The following is a 22,003-nucleotide window of genomic DNA, read 5'->3' on the forward strand; positions in this document are numbered from 1 at the left end:
TTTTCCAAACCGACCTCTCTCTGGCTGAAAGACGGACGATCTCTGCCGCCGTCTTATGCAGCCTGAAAACGCGAGGAACCCAACGAAAAAAGCAATCGCCAGCAGAAACGCGGCATAATCCAAACATCGGCATTATGGGCCAGCTCATGGGCCCAGACCCCGTAGAAATTGCGCGGGTCCTGAAACCGCGTGATGGACGGCATGTAGACCTTGTCCACGGGGGGCAAATAGTACGCCTCCGTGCCCGTGAAGACGGTTGTGATGTCGATGGCATCGAAAAACGCTTGCATGTGCGGGATGGGCTCGGACGGCGGATGCTCGGGCACGGGCTCCGGGTCAGGGTAGAAACTGTCGGGCAAGCCCTCGATCTGGCAGGCATTGAACACGCGGTAGGATTTCTGGAAGCGGAAGATGCGGGCTTCCTCGGAGTGATCATCCCCGCTGCTACGGTCGTCCTCGCCATCGGCGTCTTTCCGGCTTTGGCCGTAGTAGACAACGACAGAGGACTTCTCGCCTTTGCGCACCTTCGCGTCCAAGGCATTGGCCTGAGGCAGCGTCATCCAGAAGGGCGAGCTGTGGCCCGCCATCACGGTGCGCATCGTCAGCAGGAAGTTGTTGACCCCCTGGTAGGGCTCACCCCCCACGCGCAGGGGGCGAGAGCTGCCGCCTGCGGTCCAGGGCTTTCGCCAGGGCAGGACGCCGCGCTCAATGATACGGATGATTTCGTTTGTGATGACCTCTGAGGCATCGAATTTGGGCGTACGGGATCGGGCCATGGCTGGCCTCCTTTTCGAGTTTTGGTGAGAGGGAGTGGTGACTAGGTTGACCGACAGGGGCGCGGATCGTTGGCGATCCTGCCACCGAGGGCTTCGACCATGTCAATGTAGGTGGTCAGCGACACGGACTTGCCGGGACCCGAAGAGTCAGGGTCGACCGATCCGTCCCGCGTCACCCGCGGCAGGTTCGCGAAGGCGATGACATCGGTGACGGTTCGGATATCGATGAACGGGGTTCCTCGTGCGACCGCGAGAGTGGCCAAGGGAAAGCGCTCGATTGGCGCGAAGGTTGAAACGGTGGTCCAACCGAGATGGAGGAATGTCCCACCCTCCCCGCAGATCACATGCGCGTTTGGCAATGACGCCGCCTGCTTCAGATAGCCGAGATCACGCAGGACGGTCTGGCGTTCGAGCCGCTGTGCCAGCGCCGTCTGGCCAGTTCGGCGCAGCTCTCTATGCCGCCACCAGGAGGCGGCGGTTGCGCGGAGCACGCGCAAGACACCTGATTGCATAGGAATGCCCTTCATCCGGAACGGCAGACCGGAACCCGGCCCGGACCCATCTGAGGGACCCCAAAGGCCCTCATCCGTCAGTCACAAAACCCGAAGAACACTTTCTCTTTTTCCGGCCCCTTTGGGCACACAACAAAACCGAAAAGCCCGGCCCTTCTGCCGAAGCCATTGATTTCATGCAGCAATTCCAGATCGGCAGGCAAGATCGGCAACGCATATCGGCAAAACCTTGCTTGAAAGTACGAAATGTGTTTATTTTTCAATTACTTTGCAAACATGGAAGATCGGCAAATATGCTGGAAACACCCGCCAGGATCGAACCCTGCTTCTTCGAGGAGCATATTCCCACAGAACTGGCAGACCTTTCGGTCGACATCCAGAGGGAAGCCACCGGGCTGGGACAAGGGTTGCATCCTGACAGCGCAGCCGAACTTGCCGATCTGGTCCGTGTGATGAACTGCTACTACTCCAACCTGATCGAAGGACACAACACGCGCCCCCGCGACATCGAAAGGGCGCTGGCTGGTGCCGAGCTTGAGGAAGAAACCCGTCCCCTCGCCCTTGAGGCCCGGGCGCACGTCATCGTTCAACGGACCATCGACGAGATGCATCGCAAGGGCACCCTGCCCCGCCCCACATCCGTCGAATTCCTGACTTGGGTCCATAAGAGCTTCTACGACGAGATGCCTGATGAGTTTCGGGTCATCGAACATCCTGACGGCACACAAGAGCCCATCGTTCCGGGACGGATGCGCCAAGACGACGATCGGGAAGTTGCGGTCGGGCGCCACCTACCTCCTTCATCGTCGCGCGTCGCGGCATTCATGGACCACTTCGACAAACGATTTCAGATTGCGGCGCGGTCTTCGAGCGGACGGATCATCGCGATCGCCTCTGCGCATCACCGGCTCAACTACATCCACCCTTTCCCGGATGGTAACGGCCGTGTCAGCAGACTGATGTCTCATGCCATGGCCCTCACAGCGGGGATTGGTGGCCAAGGGCTCTGGTCCGTATCACGTGGGCTGGCCCGCGGGCTAACCGATCGGGGCGAGTACAAACGGATGATGGATCTGGCCGACAGTCCACGCCGCGGAGACCGCGACGGACGGGGGAACCTGTCAGAAGCGGCACTGAAGACGTTTAGTGAATGGTTCCTAAAGGTGACGCTCGACCAGATCAGCTTCTCAGCAAGATTGTTCGATCTCGGCGGATTGGACCAACGGTATCGTCGTCTTGTTGCAGATACCATCGATGACAAGCGAGCGCCGGAACTAATCTCGGCGGTTCTTCGGCATGGGGCACTGGAACGAGGCGATGCGCAGATTGTGCTCAAGACGTCCGAGCGTACTGCTCGCAACACGCTGAGTAAACTGACCGCCGCCGGATACCTGACGTCCGCCTCGCCGAAGACGCCGGTTCGGTTGGCGTTTCCGTTGGATTATCGAGAGCGGCTCTTTCCAAACCTCTTTGGAGACGGTGACCTCCCACAATAACTTTAGGCATTTAGGGTGTAATGCCTTGCCGCCGATTTCTTCCATGGGCGGCCAGATTTTCATCAAGGCTTGCTCGTGTGTCACTTGTCCACCGCGGTGGACATCGGCTGGTCTGAGATAAACTGAAGAACCACCACGCGCCGCTATGTGCGTTTGGACAGTTTTGGTTGCCACAAGCGCCGCTTCTCGTTCGAAGTCCACCGCGGTGGACATTAGACAGTTCGCTCATTGTTTTCGGACAGTCGCTTGATCAAAGCTAATGGATCAAATTGGTTTTGCCTTTGACCCAGGGTGATACTGTGAAAATACGCTCCAAAATCCCTGATGCGTTTTCCAAGCTGTAGCATGATGAAGATCGCGCATGACGCTTTCTGAGCTCCTACAGCATTCTTGGCTTTCTCGAAAGTCTCTGGGTGAATGCCCATCATGGGTGCAAGTGTTCGAGCATGGTTTTCAATGTCCAACCAGTTTCTAAGCCTCTCTGTGGAGAACGATGTCGCCTGATCGCAGACTGAGGTCAGCAAGTCTGGTTTCAGGGCCTCAAGGCCTAAGTTGCTATCTAAATCTTTTTTTTCTTCTTCAGACTTAGATTGATGCCGGACAGTTTGTCCGTCATTGGCGGGCAATTCCATAGTCTCAGGCGGGTCATCCGGGGTAGACAAACTCTGGCACTCTGCATCTGTATTGGCGAGCAGAGCGTGGTATTCGGGGAGGCTCAGCTTCCTGCGTAGAGCTTTCCGTGCGTGGTTGATGAATGCGTTGCTAGGATCGTGCTCTTCCAAATGGGCGAGCTTTGTAAGGATCTGTTTGCGGACAAATATCCGATCTCGCCGGTTATTCTCCATCTCTTGCGCGATGGCTATAAGCTCGCTCGCACGTTGGAGCAGGGGGGTGAGAGACAATCCATAACTGATGCACTCCCCGCCGGATGAGCGAACGCGGTAGCGCTTTCGGTTCGAGCTGTCATTGCGCTTGATGAATCCGAGTTCAACGAAGCGGTTGATGTGCCTCCGGAGTGTCCGTTCGTCGATTCCGCCAACGCGCTGGCAAAGTGAATTGTTAGACGCAAAAACCGTTTCGCCATGGCCAGGTTTCAGAAAACTGAGCATTGCTTGAAGTGTCTGTATGTGGCCAGGACGTAGACCAAACACGCTGCGTGCATCTCTCAGGGCTCTGAAGATGGTCCAGACGTCGGTTTCAGATGGGGGAAATGAGCCGCGGGTTGCATCAGCACCTGCGGCTTCGATCGAGAGTTTTGTAAATGCCATGGCTTGTTCACGACGACCGTTCGGCCCACAACTTCCCCGTCTCTTTCCTCGAATTTTCGCGGAAAAAGGCAAAAAATATCAGTCCACCGAATCGGTGACTCTTGACCGGTATGCTGGAGGTTGCTACATCAAAGATGCTAATCAGATGATGAGGGCTCTCCAGGGGAAACTTTGGGGGGCTCTTTTCTTTCGGGTCTTCGCTTTTCTCCTCTGCTCGTGTTGCTCTGTGTGGCCTGGGTTAGGACCCAGAGCCTCTCTCATTCCGCCACTGTACGAAGAGTTGCAAAAGCGTAGCTTCCGCGTGCTCTTCGAGCCATTGGCCGAATTCTGGATTGTCCTTCTTGGTGACCTTGAGCGCGATCGCCTTCTCATCGATTGTCAGCGTGCCCAATGAACTGCCGTTCTCATCATTGATGACCGAAGTCAGCCCACGATTGGGCGGCTTCTTGTCGCTACGTGCTTTGCTCGAGCAAGCCGAATAGACCGCTTGGAACTTTTCGGAACTAGGAGTGTCGTCGGGCAGGGCGGCGAGCGCCTCTTTGGCGATGTCCACCAAATCTACCTTCACCGACAAGGCAGCTAGATCACCCCACTGCCGTCGTCCGATCCCATGTGCTGGCCCGATGAGTTGAACAAGACCGTCTGGCAGTTGTTCTATGACGACCCTGTGGTTGGATACGCCTTGCCGGGTCAGACCTAGAGCATCTTGAATGACGCCGGGTTTGTACCCGGATTCTTGCATCTCTTTGATAAAAAGAGACTTTTCTATAAAAGACGGATCAAGCCTGAGGTTGTTCTCCTGGCCTTGAGCGATCAGAGATGCGTCATCGTCCAAGGTTCGAACAATTGCCTTGACCGTTCCACCGACCTTACGGATCGCCGCAAGCCTGCGGCGGCCGTAGATGATGCGGTATCTGTCCGGTTGGGCTGATGGACGGACCATGATGGGCACTTGTTGGCCATGCTTGCGAATGCTCTCGGCCAACTCATCGATACTGGAATCTTCCAGCACCAACCGATCGCGCAGCCCATCCATGTCAATCTGATCGGGTTCGATATCGCGAATCGAGTTTGCTGTGATCTCGCGCAAAGAGTCGCGCAATCCTCCAACAGATCCCGGCAGCTTTGCCGCTTTTGGCGGGGTAGGGGAGGGGGCTCCGCTCTCCGTCTCATTCCTTGGAGGCTGGTTGAAGATGTTTCGGGCCATCAGCGACGCCCCCATGCCATTTGGATCGTCTGCTCTAGCTCATCGCCAACGCCATTCACGCTGGTCAGGGCGCGATCAATTGTCTTTCTGATGAATTGGCTTGGATCGACTTCGTAGACGGTCTGCTGGGTCATCCCCGCGTCGGAGATCGCCGTAGACTTCAGCATTGGCTCTGTCATGACCTGACCTGCCAGAATTGATCTCAGGTAGCCTGCCATTTGGGTCTGCGGACCGTCCGACGGTTCATATCTGGTAATCAGGAACTTGACAAAATCCCATGTGACACGCCGACCGATGGCTTCCTCCACGGCCTTGACCGTTTCTGAAGCAAGCTTCAGGAATTGGCTCATGGATGCGATGTCAAGCATGCCAGGTACCACGGTAACCAAAAGCCCCGTCGAGGCTGCCAGCGCAGTCAGGGTTAGAAACCCAAGCTGAGGCGGGCAGTCGATCAGGACGATGTCGTAGTTTGCCTCAACCTCTTCAAGCGCCAAGGCGAGGCGCTCTGCAAAGATGGGCTGTACGCGACGGGCGAGAGCGTTTGCGGTCTCGGTTTCGTACTCCGAGAGCATCAAACCGGCGGGCACCATGTCGAGCTTATGGAAGTAGGTCTTTTGGATGACGTTCGAGAGAGGAACTTGGTCCTCATATCTCAAAGCATCATAGATTGTGCCGCCATCGGCGAACTCAAGCTCGGGCCGAAAGCCGAAAAACGTGGTCAAACTTGCTTGCGGATCGAGGTCTAGGACCAGCACGCGGTAACCGCGCAAGGCATACCTTTGCGCAAGATGAATCGTTGCAGTAGTCTTTGATGAGCCGCCTTTGAAGTTGACGACGGATATCACCTGGAGACGATCGCCATCACGTCGACCTGGGCGGTAGCTTTCTGCGTTCTTTCCAGTGCGTCCAAGAACATCGCGCAGCTCATCAATCTCTTGGGCTGTGTAGAACCGGTGTCCGCGGTTGTCTGTATGCACTTCCGGGAAGCTGCCGTCCTTGTGCCGGTTGCGCAGGTTAGATGTGCTTACGCGCAGGAGGCCGGCGACTTCGGTGGAACTGAAGCGACGTAGGGACTTTCGTTCTTCGGGTTCGAAAGCGATCTTCATCTGGCGATCCAAAGACTCAGCCAGATTGTCGGCAAATGCTCCGATATCGGAAGAGCCTATGCCTTGCGTGTATCCAATGTTACGATCATCCATGTCCTGCCGCCCACTCTCGGCCTCTGTTGAGGCTCTTAGTCATTCTGACGGTGTACAGCGTGTCTGACGCGTTTTGCCGTCAGAATGGGAATGCCACGATCCAGTGAGTCCGGCAAGAAGAATCTAAATGTAGTGTGAAAGTTATCCACAACACCTATAGGTGTTGTCGTGTAAAAAAACTCAGCAAGTCATTGATATAGATATATTAAATGCAGATCTAACCAAATCGAGCCGCTACTCTGTTGAGTTGGCACATTAGCAGCTAACCCCAAGCAACTAATGGCACTTTCTGCCTCCTGCGGAGTTTTCTCCCGGTGAAATTTTTTGGATTCGGGTCAGAAGCTACATCTGATTTTGGCTCGATTCGTACGGCATGAGGCCAAGTCGTTCCGCCCGCTCCAACAGCATTTTCACCGAAGACGGCTGCCATCTTGTTCGGCCACGAGGCGTGCGTTCGCGCATCGCTTCCAGCCGGGTGCAGATCGCCTGAAGCGTGATGTCGGGGTCCGCGCCCTTGATGCCGGCGACGATGGCGGGCAGACGGTCGTCGGTTTCGCGGCGCCCGGCGCGGGCTAGCACCTCGGCCGGCAGGAAGCCGTCGCCGACATAGGCCTTCACAGTGCGCAAGAGACGGCTTTGGGTCCAGCGACGCGCCTCGGGCAAGGGGCCGTTGATGATGCGCACCACGTCTTCCCAGGCCAAGTCGGGTCGCAACCGGCGCACATGGGGCACCCAATCTTGTGCCGTCTCGTTCAGACGCTCCATGTAGCCGTCTTGTCGCGCCAGCCGTACTTTGCGAAGAGCAGCAGGGTCTTTGGCCCGCAGTCCAGGGTTCCCGCCGACCCGGCCCTTGGTACGGGCGCTCGCCAGCCCTGCTTTGGTACGTTCCCGGATCAGCGCCCGCTCGAACTCGGCCGCGGCGCCCAGAACCTGCAGCGTGAACTTGCCTTGCGGGGATCCGGTGTCGATCGGGTCCTGAATGGAACGAAAGAACGCCCCCTTGGCCTCCAACCGTTCGATCACCTCGAGAAGGTGCGACAGAGACCGTGCGAGCCGGTCGATCCGTACGACAACCAGCGTGTCGCCCTTGCTAATGCGTTCCAGCAAGCGGGCAAGCACCGGCCGGGCACGATTGCCGCCTGAGGCGTGCTCTTCGAAGACTTCGGCGCAACCCGCAGATTGGAGGGCCTCCGACTGAGGCAGGGGGGTCTGATCCTCAGTGGAAACGCGGGCGTAGCCTATCAAGGGCATGAAAACGGGCCGTTTGCAATTTCATATACCGTTACTAAACGACCGTTTGTAAACGAGTGCAATGGGCGTTTCCCTCGTCGCGCTGAGTTCGGGAAGCCTTGTATCTATAGGCTGAAGCCCACGAGAGGCGCCACATCGCGCTCGAGAAGACAGGATCCTCGGACGCTTCTATAGTAGAGAAAATCGCAGCCCCTCAAACTCCATGGCCAAGCGCGCATAATGGCCATATAATGCGCGCATGAACAGATTTCGCCAGACATACATGGATGATGACGGGGTGCCTCTTGAGGATATGGAGGCGTCCGAGGGCAAGGATGACGCTGACCTCTGGTTCCTCCCCGGACCGATGGAGGACGAACCGGATTACCTGCCGCCCGGACCTGCGCCTGAGGCGAAGGAATCCGATGTAGTCGATGCCTGGCGCGCGGCCGAGGCCGGGCAGGCGGCGCAGCTCGCCCGCGTTGCGGCGCGCCTGGGAATCCTCGATGAACGCCTGCGCCGCGGCCCGGCTGGCTGGCGGCAACGGCTCGCCCTGATCGAAGCCGCGGATCTCAGCTGGCTCACGCAACACCGGGTCGGCCTCGACCGGCTTTCGCTTTACATGGCGCTGCGGGTTTCGACCGTAACGGATGATGCGCAGGCGCTGTACCGGATCGGCTGGACCGTGCGGCGGCTGACCGGCGGACCCGCGCTGTTGGCGCGTGGTTTGGCTGTCGGTGACCTCGAAACCTTTCTCGATCGGCGCGACCGTCCGGGGCAGGGGGAGCGTTTCGAAGATGCCAAGGCTCCCTCGCGCGTGGTCGAGATGGCAGAGCGCGAAGCCTTCGAGGACCGGGCCGCCGGATGGCTCGCGATGATGGATCAGGCCGAAGACCTCCACCCAGTTACGCGGGCCTGCATGGGCTTCCATCTCTGGCATGTCGCGGAGCTCTCGCCGATCGACGATCCGCTCGAGGCTGCGGTGACGGCTTCGCGTGTCGCGATCACCGAGCTCGCACCGTCAGGGAGCGCCCGGGGCGCGATTTTCGCACCGATCGCCATGGGCGGGGGAGGGGGCTTTCGCGCGATCGGGGACCAGCCCGCCCGGTTGGCGCGCTGGCTGAACGCGATGGAGAGCGCGACCTTCGCAGCCCTGCGCAGGATCGAGGAGATCGAAGCCTGGGCGGCGGCGGCGGAGCGAACGATGGTGCCGCTCTCGGGCAAGACTCCACCGATGCTGCGGGATCTCTTCACAAGCTGGCCGCTGGTCTCAGTACAGATGGCCGAGAAATTGACGGGCGCGCACCGGGCCACGGTTCAGCGCAACATCAACTGGATGGAGGAGCGGGGCCTGATCCGGGAGGTCACGGGGCAGGGACGATATCGGATGTGGCGGATCGTCGAGACGCGCGCGACAGAGGCAAGGTCGACCTCTGATCGAAATGATGGGCTGTCGGCTGAGGATCTCTACGACGTGCTGGCCGCGCGCCGATGACACCCGGATATGTGCCTGTCAGGGGCCTTGTTGCGCAAATGCGGCGGGGGATTCACTGCGCGAGTCCAGCATGATAGCTGGCGGCCATGAGCAGACCGGCGAAAACCCCGTACAAGACCACCAACTGGCATAGCTACAATCAAGCGCGGAGGCAGCGCGGATCGCTGACCGTCTGGTTCGATCCCTCGATGCAATGGGAAGCGGCGCCTTCCGGGCGTCGCGGCCGCCAGCAGGCATACAGCGACGCGGCGATCCAGGCCTGTCTTACCATCAAGGTCTTGCTCGGCCTGCCACTCCGGCAAACGACTGGTTTCGTGGCGAGCCTACTGGAGCTGTCCGGACTCGGATGGGCCGTGCCGGACTTCAGCACCCTGTCCCGGCGGCAGAAGACCTTGGACGTGACCATCCCATATCGCGGCTCCAAGGGGGCGATTCACCTGCTCGTCGATAGCACCGGCATCAAGGTGGAAGGTGAAGGCGAGTGGCACGCGTGCGAGCATGGCGGCTCCAAGCGGCGCGTATGGCGCAAGATCCACCTTGGAATTGATGAGGAAACGCTGGAGATCCGGGCGGTCGAGGTCACCTCAAGCAATGTCGGCGACGCCCCGATGCTGCCGAACCTTCTCGCCCAGATCTCGGCGAACGAGGACATCGCCACTGTCACGGCTGACGGTGCCTACGACACACGCGCCTGCCACGATGCCATTGCGGCCCGTGGGGCAGCAGCGATCATTCCACCCCGTCGAAACGCCCGGCCTTGGAAGCCGGACACGGCAGGAGCTCGCGCACGCAACGAGATCCTGCGAGCATCGAAGCACCTGGGCCGGGCACTCTGGCGGAACTGGAGCGGGTACCACCGGCGCAGCAGGGTCGAGACGAAAATGAACTGCGTGAAGCTGCTCGGCCAGCGGCTGATGTCCCGGGAATTCGACCGCCAGGTGGCGGAGGTCCAGATCCGGGTGGCGGTCCTCAACCACTTCACGGCACTCGGCATCCCGATGACCGTGGCCGCAGAATAAGTGTGCCCGGGGAAAGGGGGATTGCGCTCGCCAGCTGATTTATCCAACAGCGCCGGGCCAGGGCAAGATCGCGGCGCTTCGTGCCGCGCGCGGCGTCGAGGAACTCCACCTCGAGGTGATAGCGCAGATCTTGGCCGCGGGCGTGAAATTCCTGCCCGAAGCCACCCGGGCCCGCCCGACCGCCGCGTGCACCGAAGATGTGCGAGAAGATGTCCGACAGATCCTCGTCCGACATGCCGCCCGTCTCGAAGTGGAAGCCGCCCCCACCGGGATCATAGCGGCGGCCGGCGTCCTGCCCGGCATACTGATGATAATACTGCCGTTCGGGCCGCTCCTGTCCGTCGGCGTCGATCTCGCCCGCGTCAAAACGCCGGCGCTTCTCGGGATCGCCCAGAAGGTCATAGGCATGCGAGACCGCCTTGAACCGCTCCTGCTTGACCGCATCGTCCGGATTCAGGTCCGGGTGCAACTCCTTGGCGAGCTTGCGATAGGCCTTTTTGATCTCGGCTTGGGTGGCGGTCTTGGCAACGCCAAGGGTCTTGTAGGGATCTTCTGTCATCGCATGGCTTCTTTCACCTCGTATTCCCCTGGCTCAGAGGTCCTGGGCTTCCGACCTCTCCCGCATGTCCTGATCGCGAACCAGCCAGTAGACCAAGCCGAACGCGAGCACGGTGGCGGCAAGGGCCCCGATCTTGGACGCCTCCGTCTCAGAGAGGTCAAGAATGATGAACTTGCGCACGATGGCAAGAAGCGCAATCAGGATGATGCTGCGGGCCTGTACCACCCCGAAACGGCGCTCGACGGCGACCAGCAGCGACCGCTTGAACTCGAGCGCGATCACCACGGTGAAGATCATCCCGAAAACCGCTTGGAACGTCCTGTAGTCCAGCGGATCGAGCCCGCCGAGAAGCAGGCGAAGGCCGACCTCGCGAATGAGTTGCCACAGCGCCGAGACGATGATGATCATGATGATGCCCGTGAGCACGACGATCGCCGCCTGCTCGAACCGTTCGTAGAGCGTCATTGCGCTCCAATCTTCTCGGACTTTCGACCGCGTTTCGGTCTGTTTCATCTGCTGCTCCATCGATTCACCGGCCCCGACCCTGCGATCGGGCCAGGCCGGGGCCGGATGGCGGTCGTTGCCGCCTGCTCAAGCGCGCGGTCAATGTCGCGCGTCGTCTCTACCAACTGGCGGTTAACGGCGGTGATCACGTCCCCCGGCTCGAGCCCGGCCCGCGCCGCGTGGCTGCCGGGCAGAACCTCGGCAACCACGACGTCCTGCGTCTCGCCCCAGACGGGATGCGACCCCAGCCGCACCCCGGCGAGCGCATCGTCGTCGCCGCGGCTTCGCGCGGCCGGACCCTGTGCTGCCCCGCGGGTCAGCGCGACCTGCGCGGTCAGACGCTCGCCGTCGTGGATATAACCGATCTCGACCCTGTTGCCCGGACGGCGCAGGCCAATCTTATGGCGCAGGTCGGGCGAGCCCTCTACCATCTCACCGTTCACGGCCACGATAACGTCGCCAGTCCTGAGCCCTGCGTCATCGGCCGGCGTGCCCGCCTCGACAGAGCTCACGGCGCCCCCTGTCGCGGCCTCCCCGCCAAGCGCCTGCGCCAGATCCGGCGTCAGATCCCGGATCAGCACGCGGAGCCGCCCGCGCTGCAACTCGCCGAACTCGAGCAGTTGGTCCTTGACCGCGAGCGCCATGTTGATCGGCACGGCGAAGCCAATGCCGACATTGCCGCCGCCATTGGGCGCGATGATCGCGGTATTAATGCCGACGAGCTTGCCATCCAGCTTGATGAGCGCGCCGCGCGAGTTGCTTGGATTGATCGACGCGTCGGTCTGGATGAAATCCTCGTAGCCCTCGGGGTTGATACCCGAGTGCCCAAGCGCCGAGACGATACCGCTGGTCACCGTCTGGCCGAGGCCGAAGGGATTGCCGATGGCCACCACGAAATCGTCCACCAGAAGATCCTCGGAATTTCCGAGCGCTACCTCGGTGAGGTTATCGGCCTCGCTCCTGAGCACGGCGTTGTCGGTGGCCGGATCGCGAAACAGCGGCGTCATTTACGCGGGCCGTTCCGAAACCACCGCGATGTTGACCACCGCATCATCGACCGCGTCGATGAGCGGCGCGATGGTCGGCATGCCGCGCGGATCCGCTTCGGCGCTCACAACCTGAGCGGCCGTCGGGCCTGAGAGGATGCCGATCGGATAAATAAATATTAGGGCGAGTCTTGCCAGCAATGTCATCTCTTTTTCGGGGAAAAGGCGCCGCCGGGTTATCCCGCGGCGGCGCCGTGACACGCCCTCAGGCGCCCTTGACCTCGATGCGCTTGACCTTGGCCTGGGCTTCGGGTGTCTGCGGCAGACGGATCGTCAGCACGCCGTCCTTGAAACTCGCCTCGGCCTTCTCGCCATCGACGCCGGGCGGCAGCGGAATCGTGCGGTAGATCGCGCCATAGCTGCGCTCGGAGAGGTAGTAGCCCTTCTTCTCGTCCTGCCGCTCGATCTTCTTCTCGCCCTTGACGGTCAGCATGTCGTCGCTGACGGACACCTCAATGTCCTTCATCTCCATGCCGGGGAGCTCGATCGACACCTCGACCGCGTTGTCGGTCTCGACCACGTCCGAGCGGGCCTCTCCGCTGCCCCAGGGCCAGTCGAGATCGCCGACGCGGTTCCAGAAGCCTTCGAACAGGCGGTTCATATCTCGCTGAAGCGTAGCGATGGGATTCTGGTCACCAGCTTTCGGTTCGGGCACGTGATCTTTGTGCGCCCAGGGGATCAGGTCCTTGATCTGCATATCCATTCCTCCTTCTGTTCAGGACGCTTTGACGGCGATCTTCTTCGGCTTAGTTTCGGCCGCGCGCGGCAGCGAGAGCGTCAGCACGCCGTGCGAGACCGATGCCTCGATCCTTTCGGGGTCGAAATCCTCCGACAGGGTGAAGGATCGCTCGTAATCGCCCTCGCCATATTCGGCATAGGCCAGTTGCAGCTTTTCGGTGCTGGTGGGCCGCACCTTGCCGCGGATCGTCAGCACGCGCTTTTCCAGCGTGACATCCACGTCATCGGGGACAACACCCGGCATCTCGAGCATCAGCGTCACGCCCTCGTCTGTCTCGACGATATCGGCCAGCGGCTGATAGATGTGCCTGCCGGTGGTGGTCTCGGGCGTCTCGGCCGGGGTCTTCTCGGCAGTTTTAGTGACTTCGGTGGTCATGTCGAACTCCTCCTCTCAGGCGGCCTTGATCGCAATCTTCTTCGGCTTGTCCTCTTCCGGACGGCCGACGACGATACGCAGAACGCCATCGGTCATCCGCGCCTCGACCTTGTCGTCGGAGGCGGCGAAGGGCAGACGGACCGCACGGCTGAACTTGCCATAGCCGCGTTCGTTGCGGTGCCAGCGGGCCCCTTCGGGAAGGTCCGGCGCCTTGCGCTCGCCCGAAAGGGTCAGCACGTTGTCCTTTACATGGATGTCGATATCGGCCGGATCGACGCCGGGCAGTTCAGCGGTGATCGCCACGGCCTCGTCGCTCTGCCAGACGTTCACCGCCGGAAAAGCGGGCCGGGCCGCGAACGACGGCGTGAAGCGGTCTGTATCGTGCAGCATGGAGCGCATCAGCGCGAACGGGTCGCTTCGGCGCATGTATATGGGATAAAGCATGTCTCGCCTCTTTCATCGCCAATCCATGACACGAAAGGTCTCGTGTCAGCCAGGGCGCCCGAGGAGCCAGACAGGTTGAAAGGTCCGCCGAACGATCGGCGTTCGAGTGTCGTCGCGTTTCCGATAAACTCCGAACTGGCGAGCCATCGGTGGTCCGCTCTTGCAGTCGAACCTTTCTGCGTGTCCTTGAAACCCCAATTGGGCGTCTCGATTGTAATCAAGGAATGTGTCACGCTCGTTTCAAGAGAGGCACGACGAAATTTTCGCTCAGCGCCAGACACCCCAGGGCCCGAAGCGCGGCGGCGCGATCCGGCCGACCTGCGGCAGGCGCAACGGCGCCTCGGGATGCGTCGGCCGAAGCGGCCCCGCCAGCGCGCGCAGCCGCTGCACCCGCTCCTCGGTCGGCGGATGGGTGCGCAAAAGCGAGGGCACCGGGATGCGGCGGCCTGGCAGGAACATCTCTTCCCACAACCGCCCCGCGCTGCGTTCGAGCTTGAGAAGCGCCGAGGCCAGCCCCTCCGGGTCGCCGCTCAGCCGCGCACCGCCCAGATCGGCCTCATATTCCCGCGTCCGCGATAGGGCAAGCTGCAGCAGCGCCATGATTGTGGGCGAGAAGATCAGGAGAAGCGGCACCTCCCAGGGCACATAGGCCGCACCCATGAGGATCAGCGGCAGGTTCACAAGCAGGATAACCTGGCCGAACCAGGATGCCAGCGACACCGCCCGTGACAACGCATCGGCCAGCCCCATGATCCACAGGTCGCGATGGGCGACATGGGCGACCTCATGGGCCAGCACGCCGGCCAGCTCGCGGCGATCGAGCAGCCGCAAGAGCCCGTCGCTGATGCAGACCACACTGTCTTCCGGCTTGCCGATGGCGAAGGCATTCGGCAATTCGCTGGGGATGTAGTAAAGTTCCGGTACCCGCGGCAGCCCCGCCCGGCGCGCCAGCTCGCCCAGGATCGCCAGCCCCTCGGGAAAGTCGCGCCCGGTCAGGCGGCGGGCGCGATAGGCGCGGATCAGGATCTGTTTCGACATCCCCGGCGCCAGCAGGAGCCCACCCAGCGAGCCCAGAACGATGGCCAGCGCCAGATCGGGGCCGACGATGGCATTGAGGGCGACCCAGCCGATGGCGCCCATTCCCGCCAGCAGCAGGACAGACTGGGCAAGGTTGATGAACCGGTGGCGGGGATTGAACGTCATCTCGGCCGGGCCTTTCATCGGGGTCAGTCGTCCGTAGATAGCCGAAGGGCCGGACGGTTTCGACCCCTGGAATGATCCCGCCCCCGAAAAACGAGGTGGGGCGCGACTTTGGTCTGGCGGTGCGCCGACAACGCATTAAGCTGTTCGCGGGTTGGAACCTAACAGGTGAGAAATGGAAAAGAAGACCGAATACAACATCTGGTATTGGGTGGTGGCTTTTGTGGCCGTTCTATTCCTCCAAAACGCGATCGCGGGCTGGCGATCCGTCGCACCGATCAACTTCAGCCAGTTCCAGACCTATCTCGAGGACGGCAAGATCGAATCGGTCACCGTGGGGCGCGATACGATTTCGGGCCGGTTTACGGTTCCAGTGGAAGGCAAGAACGACTTCGTGACCACCATCGTCGATCCCTCGATCCTGCAACTGATCGACAAGAAGGGGGTCGAAATCACCGGCGTGCCGCAGAACACGTTCCTCGGCACGCTGATTTCCTGGGTGGCGCCGGCGCTCGTCTTCTTCGGCATCTGGATGCTGCTGTTTCGCAAGTTCGCCGACAGGCAGGGTTTCGGCGGCTTCATGCAGGTCGGCAAGTCGAAGGCCAAGGTCTATATGGAAAAGGAAACTGGCGTCAGCTTCGCCGATGTCGCCGGCGTGGATGAGGCCAAGGCCGAGCTGGAAGAGGTGGTACAGTTTCTCAGGAACCCGGCCGACTACGGCAAGCTCGGTGCGCGCATCCCCAAGGGCATCCTGCTGGTCGGGCCGCCGGGCACCGGCAAGACGCTTCTGGCGCGCGCCGTGGCGGGTGAGGCGGGCGTGACCTTCTTCTCGATCTCGGGGTCGGAATTCGTCGAGATGTTCGTGGGCGTGGGCGCCGCGCGGGTGCGCGACCTCTTCGAGCAGGCGCGGACATCCGCCCCCGCGATGATCTTCATCGATGAGCTCGACGCGCTCGGGCGCGCCCGAGCGGCCGGGCAGGTCGCCGGTGGCCATGACGAGCGCGAGCAGACGCTGAACCAGCTTCTGACCGAGCTCGACGGGTTCGACCCGTCGGCCGGCATCGTTCTGCTGGCGGCCACCAACCGGCCCGAGATCCTCGACCCGGCACTCCTGCGCGCGGGTCGCTTCGACCGGCAGGTGCTGGTGGACAAGCCCGACAAGACGGGCCGCGTGCAGATCCTCAATGTGCACATGAAGAAGGTCACCCTCGCCCCGGATGTCGACGCCGAGAAGGTCGCGGCGCTGACGCCCGGCTTTTCCGGGGCGGATCTGGCCAATCTCGTCAACGAAGCCGCCCTTCTGGCCACCCGCCGCAAGGCGGCGGCCGTGGGCATGGAGGATTTCACCAATGCCGTCGAGCGCATCGTCGCGGGGCTGGAGAAGAAGAACCGCCTCCTGAACCCGCGCGAACGCGAGATCGTGGCCCATCACGAGATGGGCCACGCACTGGTGGCGATGGCGCTGCCGGGGGTGGATCCGGTGCACAAGGTCTCGATCATCCCGCGCGGGATCGGCGCGCTCGGTTACACGATCCAGCGCCCGACCGAGGACCGCTTCCTGATGACCCGCGAGGAGCTGGAGAACAAGATCGCCGTGCTTCTGGGCGGGCGCGCGGCCGAGAAGGTGATCTACGATCATCTCTCGACCGGGGCTGCGGACGATCTGGTGAAGGCCACCGACATCGCCCGCGCGATGGTGGCGCGCTACGGGATGGACCCCGATCTGGGTCATGTGAGTTACGACAGCGAGCGACCGGGCTTTCTTGGCACCGGCGATCAGTCGTCCTGGCTCAACCGCCGCTACAGCGACGCCACTGCCGAGCGGATGGACGCGAAGGTGCGCGACATCGTCGATGGGGTCTTCGAGCGCACGGTGGCGTTGCTGACGGCGAACCGCGCCCTGCTGGACGAGACCGCGCAGCGACTGCTGGAGAAGGAGACGCTGGACGAGACCGACCTTGCGGAGGTTCAGGGCAAGGTCCAACCGGCCCGGGACAAGGCGGTTTGATCCACGTCATATCTGCGTCACGCATTTCAATGTGTAGTCGTGACAATTTCAACTTGAGGGAGCCCAAAAAATGGCGAACGGAAAATGCGATATCTGCGGCCGCCCGGCGACGGCGCGCGTGCGGGCCTCGATCAACGGCAAGACGCAGGACATGGAGCTTTGCGACCAGCATTACCGCGAGATGGTGCGCCGGTCGGGCCGCAGCGCCTCGCCGCTCGAATCGCTGTTCGGGAGGTCTTCGCTGTTCGACGAGTTCTTTGGCGACAGCGGCTTTGGCAGCCTCTTCGGGGACAGCCCGATGCGGGGCCGCTCTGTGGGCGCGACGGATACCGGTGGCGACGTCGGGGATGACGATGTGGTGGACGCGACCTTCGGCGGCGAAGCGCCGCGCCGCGGAGCCCGCCGGGGCGGCGGCGGGCAGACGATCGCCGACCGGTTGAGCGAACAGGGCAACAAGCTGTTGCAGGCGGCGGCGCAGAAGGCGGGCGAGTTCGGTCGCAACGAGGTGGATACCGAACATCTGCTGCTGGCGCTGACAACGTCGGATGTCGTGCGCACGATCCTTGAGCAGTTCAAGATCGATGCGGATGATCTTGCCCGCCAGATCGAGAAAGAGGCCAAACACGGCGAGGGCAAGACCGAGGGCGAGATCGGTGTCAGCCCGCGTCTCAAGGACGCGCTGAACCGCGCCTTCATCGCCTCGAACGAGCTTGGCCATTCCTATGTCGGGCCGGAACATTTGCTGATCGGGCTCGCCGAAGAGGGCGAAGGCCTCGCGGCGGCGATGCTGCGCAAGCTGGGGCTGACGCCGCAGGCGCTGCGCCAGCAGGTGACGAAGGTGGTCGGCAAGGGTGCCGAGGAAGGCCGCGTCGACACTCCGTCGAACACCCCCGATCTCGACCAGTTCAGCCGCGACCTCACCAAGGCCGCGCGCGAGGGCAAGCTCGATCCGGTGATCGGTCGCGCTCGCGAGATCGAGACGACGATCGAGGTTCTTGCGCGGCGCAAGAAGAACAACCCCGTGCTGATCGGCGAGCCCGGCGTCGGCAAGACCGCCATCATCGAGGGGCTCGCCCAGCGGATCGTGGCCGGCGAGGTGCCCGAGGCCCTGCGCGACAAGCGGCTGGTTGAACTGAACATCAACTCGATGGTCGCAGGGTCCAAGTATCGCGGCGAGTTCGAGGAGCGCGTGCAGAAGATCCTCAAGGAGATAACCGAGGAGAAAGACAACCTCATTCTCTTCATCGACGAGATCCACACCATCGTCGGCGCCGGCCAGGGCGGCGGCGAGGGCGGACTTGACATCGCCAACACATTCAAGCCGGCGTTGGCGCGCGGCGAGTTGAACCTGATTGGCGCGACAACGCTCAACGAATACCAGAAATACATCGAGAAGGACGCCGCACTCGAACGCCGCTTCCAGCCGGTCTATGTGGACGAGCCCACGGTCGCACAGACGATCATGATTCTGCGCGGGCTGCGCGACACGCTCGAAAGCCACCACAAGGTGACGATCACCGACGAGGCGATCATCGCCGCCGCAGAGCTTTCGGATCGCTATATCACCGGTCGCTTCATGCCCGACAAGGCGATCGACCTGATCGACCAGGCCGCGGCGCGGGTGAAGATCTCGGCCACTGCGCGGCCCGTGGACGTGCAGGAGCTCGAAGCCGAGGTCGCGCAGATCAGGCGCGAACAGGACTATGCCGCCGCGCGCAAGCAATTCGACCGGGCGGCCGAGCTGAAGAAGGAACTGGAGGCCAGGCAGACGGAGCTCGACGAGCTGCTGGAGGTATGGAAACGCGATCAGGCTTCGGCGACCGCCGAGGTGCGCGCCGATCACGTCGCCCAGATCGTCTCGAAGATCACCGGGGTTCCGGTCACCGAACTGACCACCGAGGAGAAGGACAAGCTCCTCAAGCTCGAAGACAAGCTGCACGAGCGCGTCATCGGCCAGGAAGAAGCGATCCACGCCGTGGCCGATGCGGTGCGTCTCGCGCGCGCGGGTCTGCGCGAAGGCTCCGGTCCGACTGCGACCTTCCTCTTCCTCGGGCCGACCGGCGTCGGCAAGACGGAACTGGCCAAGACGCTGGCCGAGGTGATCTTCGGTGATCAGGATGCGCTTCTCAGGATCGACATGTCGGAATATGGCGAGCGTCACGCGGTGGCACGGTTGGTCGGCGCGCCTCCGGGCTATGTCGGCTATGACGAGGGGGGCCAGCTGACCGAAAAGGTCCGCCGCCGGCCCTATTCGGTGGTGCTGCTCGACGAGATCGAGAAGGCGCATCCGGATGTCTACAACATCCTGCTTCAGGTGTTCGACGACGGGCGTCTGACCGACGGCAAGGGGCGCGTCGTAGACTTCACCAACACCATCATCATCGCCACCTCGAACCTCGGTTCCGACATCATCCAGCGCAACCTACAGAAGCGCGGCACGAAGGAGTTCGACGAGGCAAAGCAGAAATCCGAACTGATGGACGTGCTGCGCGGTCATTTCCGGCCCGAATTCATCAACCGGATCGACGAGATCATCGTCTTCCACTCGCTGAACCAGTCGGAGATCCGCCAGATCGTCGAATTGCAGTTGAACCGGGTGAAGCGCACCGCGATGACCCAGGGCGTCGAACTCGAATTCGACACCAGCGTGGTCGATCATTTCGGTGCCGTCGGCTTCCGCCCCGAATTCGGCGCCCGCGAGCTGCGCCGGCTGATCCGGTCGGAGCTGGAGACCGAGTTGGCCCGCGAGATGCTCTCCGGGCGGATCGAGGATGGTGACAAGGTCCGCGTCGCCTGGTCGGAGGACGAACAGAGGGTCGTGTTCGAAAAGATCGTAAAGGACACCGGTGACGACAGCCCGGACGATCCGGCCCAAGCCGGGATCGGCGAGTCCAGCGAAGTTGCCGAAAACAAGACGGACGTTCCGAAGCCCAGCGTTGGGGATGAGGTGCAGTCCAAGGACGACAAGTCCGCCGAGTGACAGCGCAAAAGACTGGCCCGGCGCGATATCGGTCGCGCCGGACCATCTCTTCGGAGAGTTATAGGAAGGTCCACGGCATGAACGTCATTAGATCATTCCGCAATCTCGACCGGCACGGCCAACAGCGCGCGCCTGAGGTCATCGAGGAAGAGGTGCGGCAACTTGAACCGCACCTTGCGCGCTTTCGCGAGGATCTGGTCCGGCTCGAAGTCGTTGCCTCGCAGACGAGGGGCAAGAAGCGCATCAAAATCAGCCTGCGCCTGCAACTGCCGTCGGGCGTGATCGTGGCGCGGGAAGAGGGATTCGAGATCGAGCCTGTCCTGCGCAAGACCTTTGCCGACCTGCGCCACCAGGTCGATCGGCATGTGGCGCGCCTCAAGCACGAGCCTGAATACAAGCGCCCCGCCCGCCGGCGCCGGATCGGCGCCCCGCTGCCGCCCGCGCGGGATGCGGCGGAAGCGGACCGGCGCCAGCTCTTCTTTGACCTGATCGAGGATCATCTCGATACGGTTTACGATACCGTCAGGCGCGAGTTGACCTATCTGGAGTGTAGCGGGTCTGTGCCGGCTGGCTACCTGAGCGTTCGCGATATCGTCGATGCGACGATCCTCAAGGGGCTGGCCCGCTTCGAGGATCGGCCTTCGGAGTTTTCCGTCGGCGACTGGCTGAAACGGCTGGCTTTTCAGACCATCGAGGAAGAATCCCGCGCCGCCCGCCGCGCCGTGCCTGAGGATGCCGCCTCCATCGAGGCGGAACCCAAGGCCCCGGCGGAGGATCCGACCGAGGCGGATCAGGCGATGTTCGAGTTCTACCAGCCCGACGAAGTGCTGATGCTGGAGGACCTCATCGCCGACGACGGCGGCACAGACCCCGAGAGCCAAGCGGATCGGCATAAGATCGCCATGGTGCTGCACCGGGCAATCGCCGATCTTCCGTCGGTCGAACGCCGCGTTCTCTATCGGCTCCACCTCGACAACGCTACGATCGCGGAGACGGCAGACCTTTTCGGCCTGACCGAGGCAGAGGTCGCGGAGATCGCAGAAAATGCGGGCGCGACACTACGCGCGAGGCTTGCCGAAGCCGGGTTGGTCAGAGAACCATCAGGCCGCGCGCCCGTCCAACGGGAAATCGCTCACACGCAGCGTCTGCCTCAGCCGATCGAGGATCGCCGCCGCTTGGCCGCCGCCCTAACCGGCGAGGAGGTCGGCTCCGACACCTTACATGGAACTGAATAGGAGATCGACCAATGACCACAGCCTCTGAAAACCCGACCGACAAGATGCAGGACATGCTGTGCAGCCTGTCCCGGAATTGGTGGGCATTCGTGTTACGCGGCGTGCTCGCATTGATCATCGCAGTGCTAGCCTTCGTCATGCCTGCGGAATCGCTTCTGGCGCTCACGCTGGTCTTCGGCGCGTTCGCCTTTGCCGACGGCGTGTTCGGCCTCGTCGCCGCGATACGTAACATCCGCAAGGGCGAACGCTGGGGCTGGCTGATGTTCAGCGGCATTCTGGGCATCGCCACGGGCGTCGTCGTGGTTGTCTCGCCTTTTGTCGCGACGCTTGTGCTTGCGACATTCCTCTGGGCCAGCATCGCCTTCTGGTCCGTGTTCTCGGGTGCCCTCGAGATCGCGGCAGCGATCCGCCTGCGAAAGGAAATCGACGGCGAAATCTGGCTGATCCTAAGCGGCCTTCTCTCGGTCGTTCTCGGTGTCGTCGTGACCTGGATGCTGCTGACGCGCCCGGTCGAAAGCTTCCTCGCGCTCGGCTGGCTGATCGGCTTCTACGCCGCGTTCTTCGGGGTGATGATGATCCTCCTCGGGTTACGGCTTCGCAAGGCGGATCGTTCGGACGGTGCGGCCTTCGATGACGCTCCCCCATCGGCAAAGGCGTGAGGTGCCCTGTGATGCATGACGGGCGACTTGCCGGCGAGGAGCACGATTTCAC

20 protein-coding genes and 1 pseudogene are annotated in these 22,003 nt (G+C 61.9%); 7 read left to right on the plus strand and 14 right to left on the minus strand.

Translation table 11 applies throughout. The features are described from left to right. Positions 1-134: 134 nt before the first annotated feature. Positions 135-776 (minus strand): annotated as a pseudogene (locus AC13C8_RS02470) (ArdC family protein); the annotation flags it as partial. Between the two features lie 41 nt (positions 777-817). Then, complete coding sequence (locus AC13C8_RS02475; protein WP_482846321.1) at positions 818-1,303, minus strand: hypothetical protein; 486 nt, start codon at positions 1,301-1,303, stop codon at positions 818-820. A gap of 278 nt (positions 1,304-1,581) precedes the next feature. On the opposite strand from AC13C8_RS02475, the gene AC13C8_RS02480 reads away from it, so the two are divergent. After that, a complete protein-coding gene (locus AC13C8_RS02480; protein ID WP_482846322.1) occupies positions 1,582-2,784 on the plus strand; it encodes a Fic family protein in 1,203 nt (400 codons plus the stop codon). Between the two features lie 212 nt (positions 2,785-2,996). On the opposite strand, the gene repC is transcribed toward AC13C8_RS02480, so the two are convergent. The 4 genes from repC to AC13C8_RS02500 form a co-directional block, all read right to left on the minus strand. After that, complete coding sequence (gene repC / locus AC13C8_RS02485; RefSeq protein WP_088652203.1) at positions 2,997-4,052, minus strand: plasmid replication protein RepC; 1,056 nt, start codon at positions 4,050-4,052, stop codon at positions 2,997-2,999. A 238-nt stretch (positions 4,053-4,290) separates the two neighbouring features. Then, complete coding sequence (repB, locus tag AC13C8_RS02490; protein ID WP_024099295.1) at positions 4,291-5,259, minus strand: plasmid partitioning protein RepB; 969 nt, start codon at positions 5,257-5,259, stop codon at positions 4,291-4,293. After that, entirely contained in the window at positions 5,259-6,458 is a 1,200-nt protein-coding gene (gene repA, locus AC13C8_RS02495; protein WP_009807965.1) for a plasmid partitioning protein RepA, read from the minus strand. Before repA ends, repB begins: the two co-directional genes overlap by 1 nt. 342 nt (positions 6,459-6,800) lie before the next feature. Continuing rightward, positions 6,801-7,709, minus strand: coding sequence for a recombinase family protein (locus tag AC13C8_RS02500; protein ID WP_482846324.1), 909 nt, complete (start codon positions 7,707-7,709; stop codon positions 6,801-6,803). A gap of 238 nt (positions 7,710-7,947) precedes the next feature. Between AC13C8_RS02500 and AC13C8_RS02505 the strand changes: the two genes are divergently transcribed. Together AC13C8_RS02505 and AC13C8_RS02510 are read left to right on the plus strand one after the other, a co-directional pair. Further along, positions 7,948-9,183 (plus strand): helix-turn-helix domain-containing protein, encoded by a 1,236-nt coding sequence (locus AC13C8_RS02505; RefSeq protein WP_482846325.1) that lies wholly within the window; start codon positions 7,948-7,950, stop codon positions 9,181-9,183. Positions 9,184-9,269: 86 nt separating this feature from the next. After that, the gene (locus AC13C8_RS02510; RefSeq protein ID WP_482846326.1) at positions 9,270-10,202 is read left to right on the plus strand and encodes an IS5 family transposase; all 933 of its coding nucleotides are present in this window, start codon (positions 9,270-9,272) and stop codon (positions 10,200-10,202) included. Here the strand turns inward: AC13C8_RS02510 and AC13C8_RS02515 are convergent. From AC13C8_RS02515 to AC13C8_RS02550, 8 genes are all read right to left on the minus strand, one after another. Further along, on the minus strand, positions 10,162-10,761 hold the full coding sequence (locus tag AC13C8_RS02515) for a DnaJ domain-containing protein (protein ID WP_482846327.1): 600 nt from the start codon (positions 10,759-10,761) through the stop codon (positions 10,162-10,164). The genes AC13C8_RS02510 and AC13C8_RS02515 overlap by 41 nt on opposite strands. 33 nt (positions 10,762-10,794) lie before the next feature. Further along, the gene (locus AC13C8_RS02520; RefSeq protein ID WP_482846329.1) at positions 10,795-11,274 is read right to left on the minus strand and encodes a phosphate-starvation-inducible PsiE family protein; all 480 of its coding nucleotides are present in this window, start codon (positions 11,272-11,274) and stop codon (positions 10,795-10,797) included. Then, positions 11,271-12,272 carry a PDZ domain-containing protein gene (locus tag AC13C8_RS02525; protein ID WP_287257734.1) on the minus strand — a complete coding sequence of 334 codons (1,002 nt, stop codon included), beginning with the start codon at positions 12,270-12,272 and terminating at the stop codon, positions 11,271-11,273. The genes AC13C8_RS02520 and AC13C8_RS02525 overlap by 4 nt, the downstream gene beginning before the upstream one ends. Then, positions 12,273-12,458 carry a hypothetical protein gene (locus AC13C8_RS02530; RefSeq protein ID WP_287257736.1) on the minus strand — a complete coding sequence of 62 codons (186 nt, stop codon included), beginning with the start codon at positions 12,456-12,458 and terminating at the stop codon, positions 12,273-12,275. Positions 12,459-12,516: 58 nt separating this feature from the next. Further along, entirely contained in the window at positions 12,517-13,008 is a 492-nt protein-coding gene (locus AC13C8_RS02535) for an Hsp20/alpha crystallin family protein (RefSeq protein ID WP_287257737.1), read from the minus strand. A gap of 18 nt (positions 13,009-13,026) precedes the next feature. After that, positions 13,027-13,425, minus strand: a complete 399-nt coding sequence (locus AC13C8_RS02540; protein WP_287257739.1) for an Hsp20/alpha crystallin family protein — start codon at positions 13,423-13,425, stop codon at positions 13,027-13,029. 15 nt (positions 13,426-13,440) lie between these two features. Then, positions 13,441-13,869, minus strand: coding sequence for an Hsp20/alpha crystallin family protein (locus AC13C8_RS02545; RefSeq protein ID WP_287257740.1), 429 nt, complete (start codon positions 13,867-13,869; stop codon positions 13,441-13,443). A gap of 267 nt (positions 13,870-14,136) precedes the next feature. Beyond that, complete coding sequence (locus AC13C8_RS02550; RefSeq protein ID WP_482846330.1) at positions 14,137-15,090, minus strand: zinc metalloprotease HtpX; 954 nt, start codon at positions 15,088-15,090, stop codon at positions 14,137-14,139. Positions 15,091-15,244: 154 nt separating this feature from the next. On the opposite strand from AC13C8_RS02550, the gene ftsH reads away from it, so the two are divergent. The 4 genes from ftsH (at position 15,245) to AC13C8_RS02570 (ending at position 21,951) form a co-directional block, all read left to right on the plus strand. After that, positions 15,245-17,077, plus strand: a complete 1,833-nt coding sequence (gene ftsH, locus AC13C8_RS02555) for an ATP-dependent zinc metalloprotease FtsH (protein ID WP_482846331.1) — start codon at positions 15,245-15,247, stop codon at positions 17,075-17,077. Positions 17,078-17,147: 70 nt separating this feature from the next. Further along, positions 17,148-20,057 carry an ATP-dependent Clp protease ATP-binding subunit gene (locus AC13C8_RS02560; RefSeq protein WP_482846332.1) on the plus strand — a complete coding sequence of 970 codons (2,910 nt, stop codon included), beginning with the start codon at positions 17,148-17,150 and terminating at the stop codon, positions 20,055-20,057. 77 nt (positions 20,058-20,134) lie between these two features. Further along, positions 20,135-21,292 carry a sigma-70 family RNA polymerase sigma factor gene (locus tag AC13C8_RS02565; RefSeq protein ID WP_482846333.1) on the plus strand — a complete coding sequence of 386 codons (1,158 nt, stop codon included), beginning with the start codon at positions 20,135-20,137 and terminating at the stop codon, positions 21,290-21,292. An 11-nt stretch (positions 21,293-21,303) separates the two neighbouring features. Then, entirely contained in the window at positions 21,304-21,951 is a 648-nt protein-coding gene (locus AC13C8_RS02570) for an HdeD family acid-resistance protein (RefSeq protein ID WP_038146996.1), read from the plus strand. The last annotated feature ends 52 nt before the right edge of the window (positions 21,952-22,003 follow it).

The organism is Aliiroseovarius sp. B-4 (assembly GCF_056857795.1).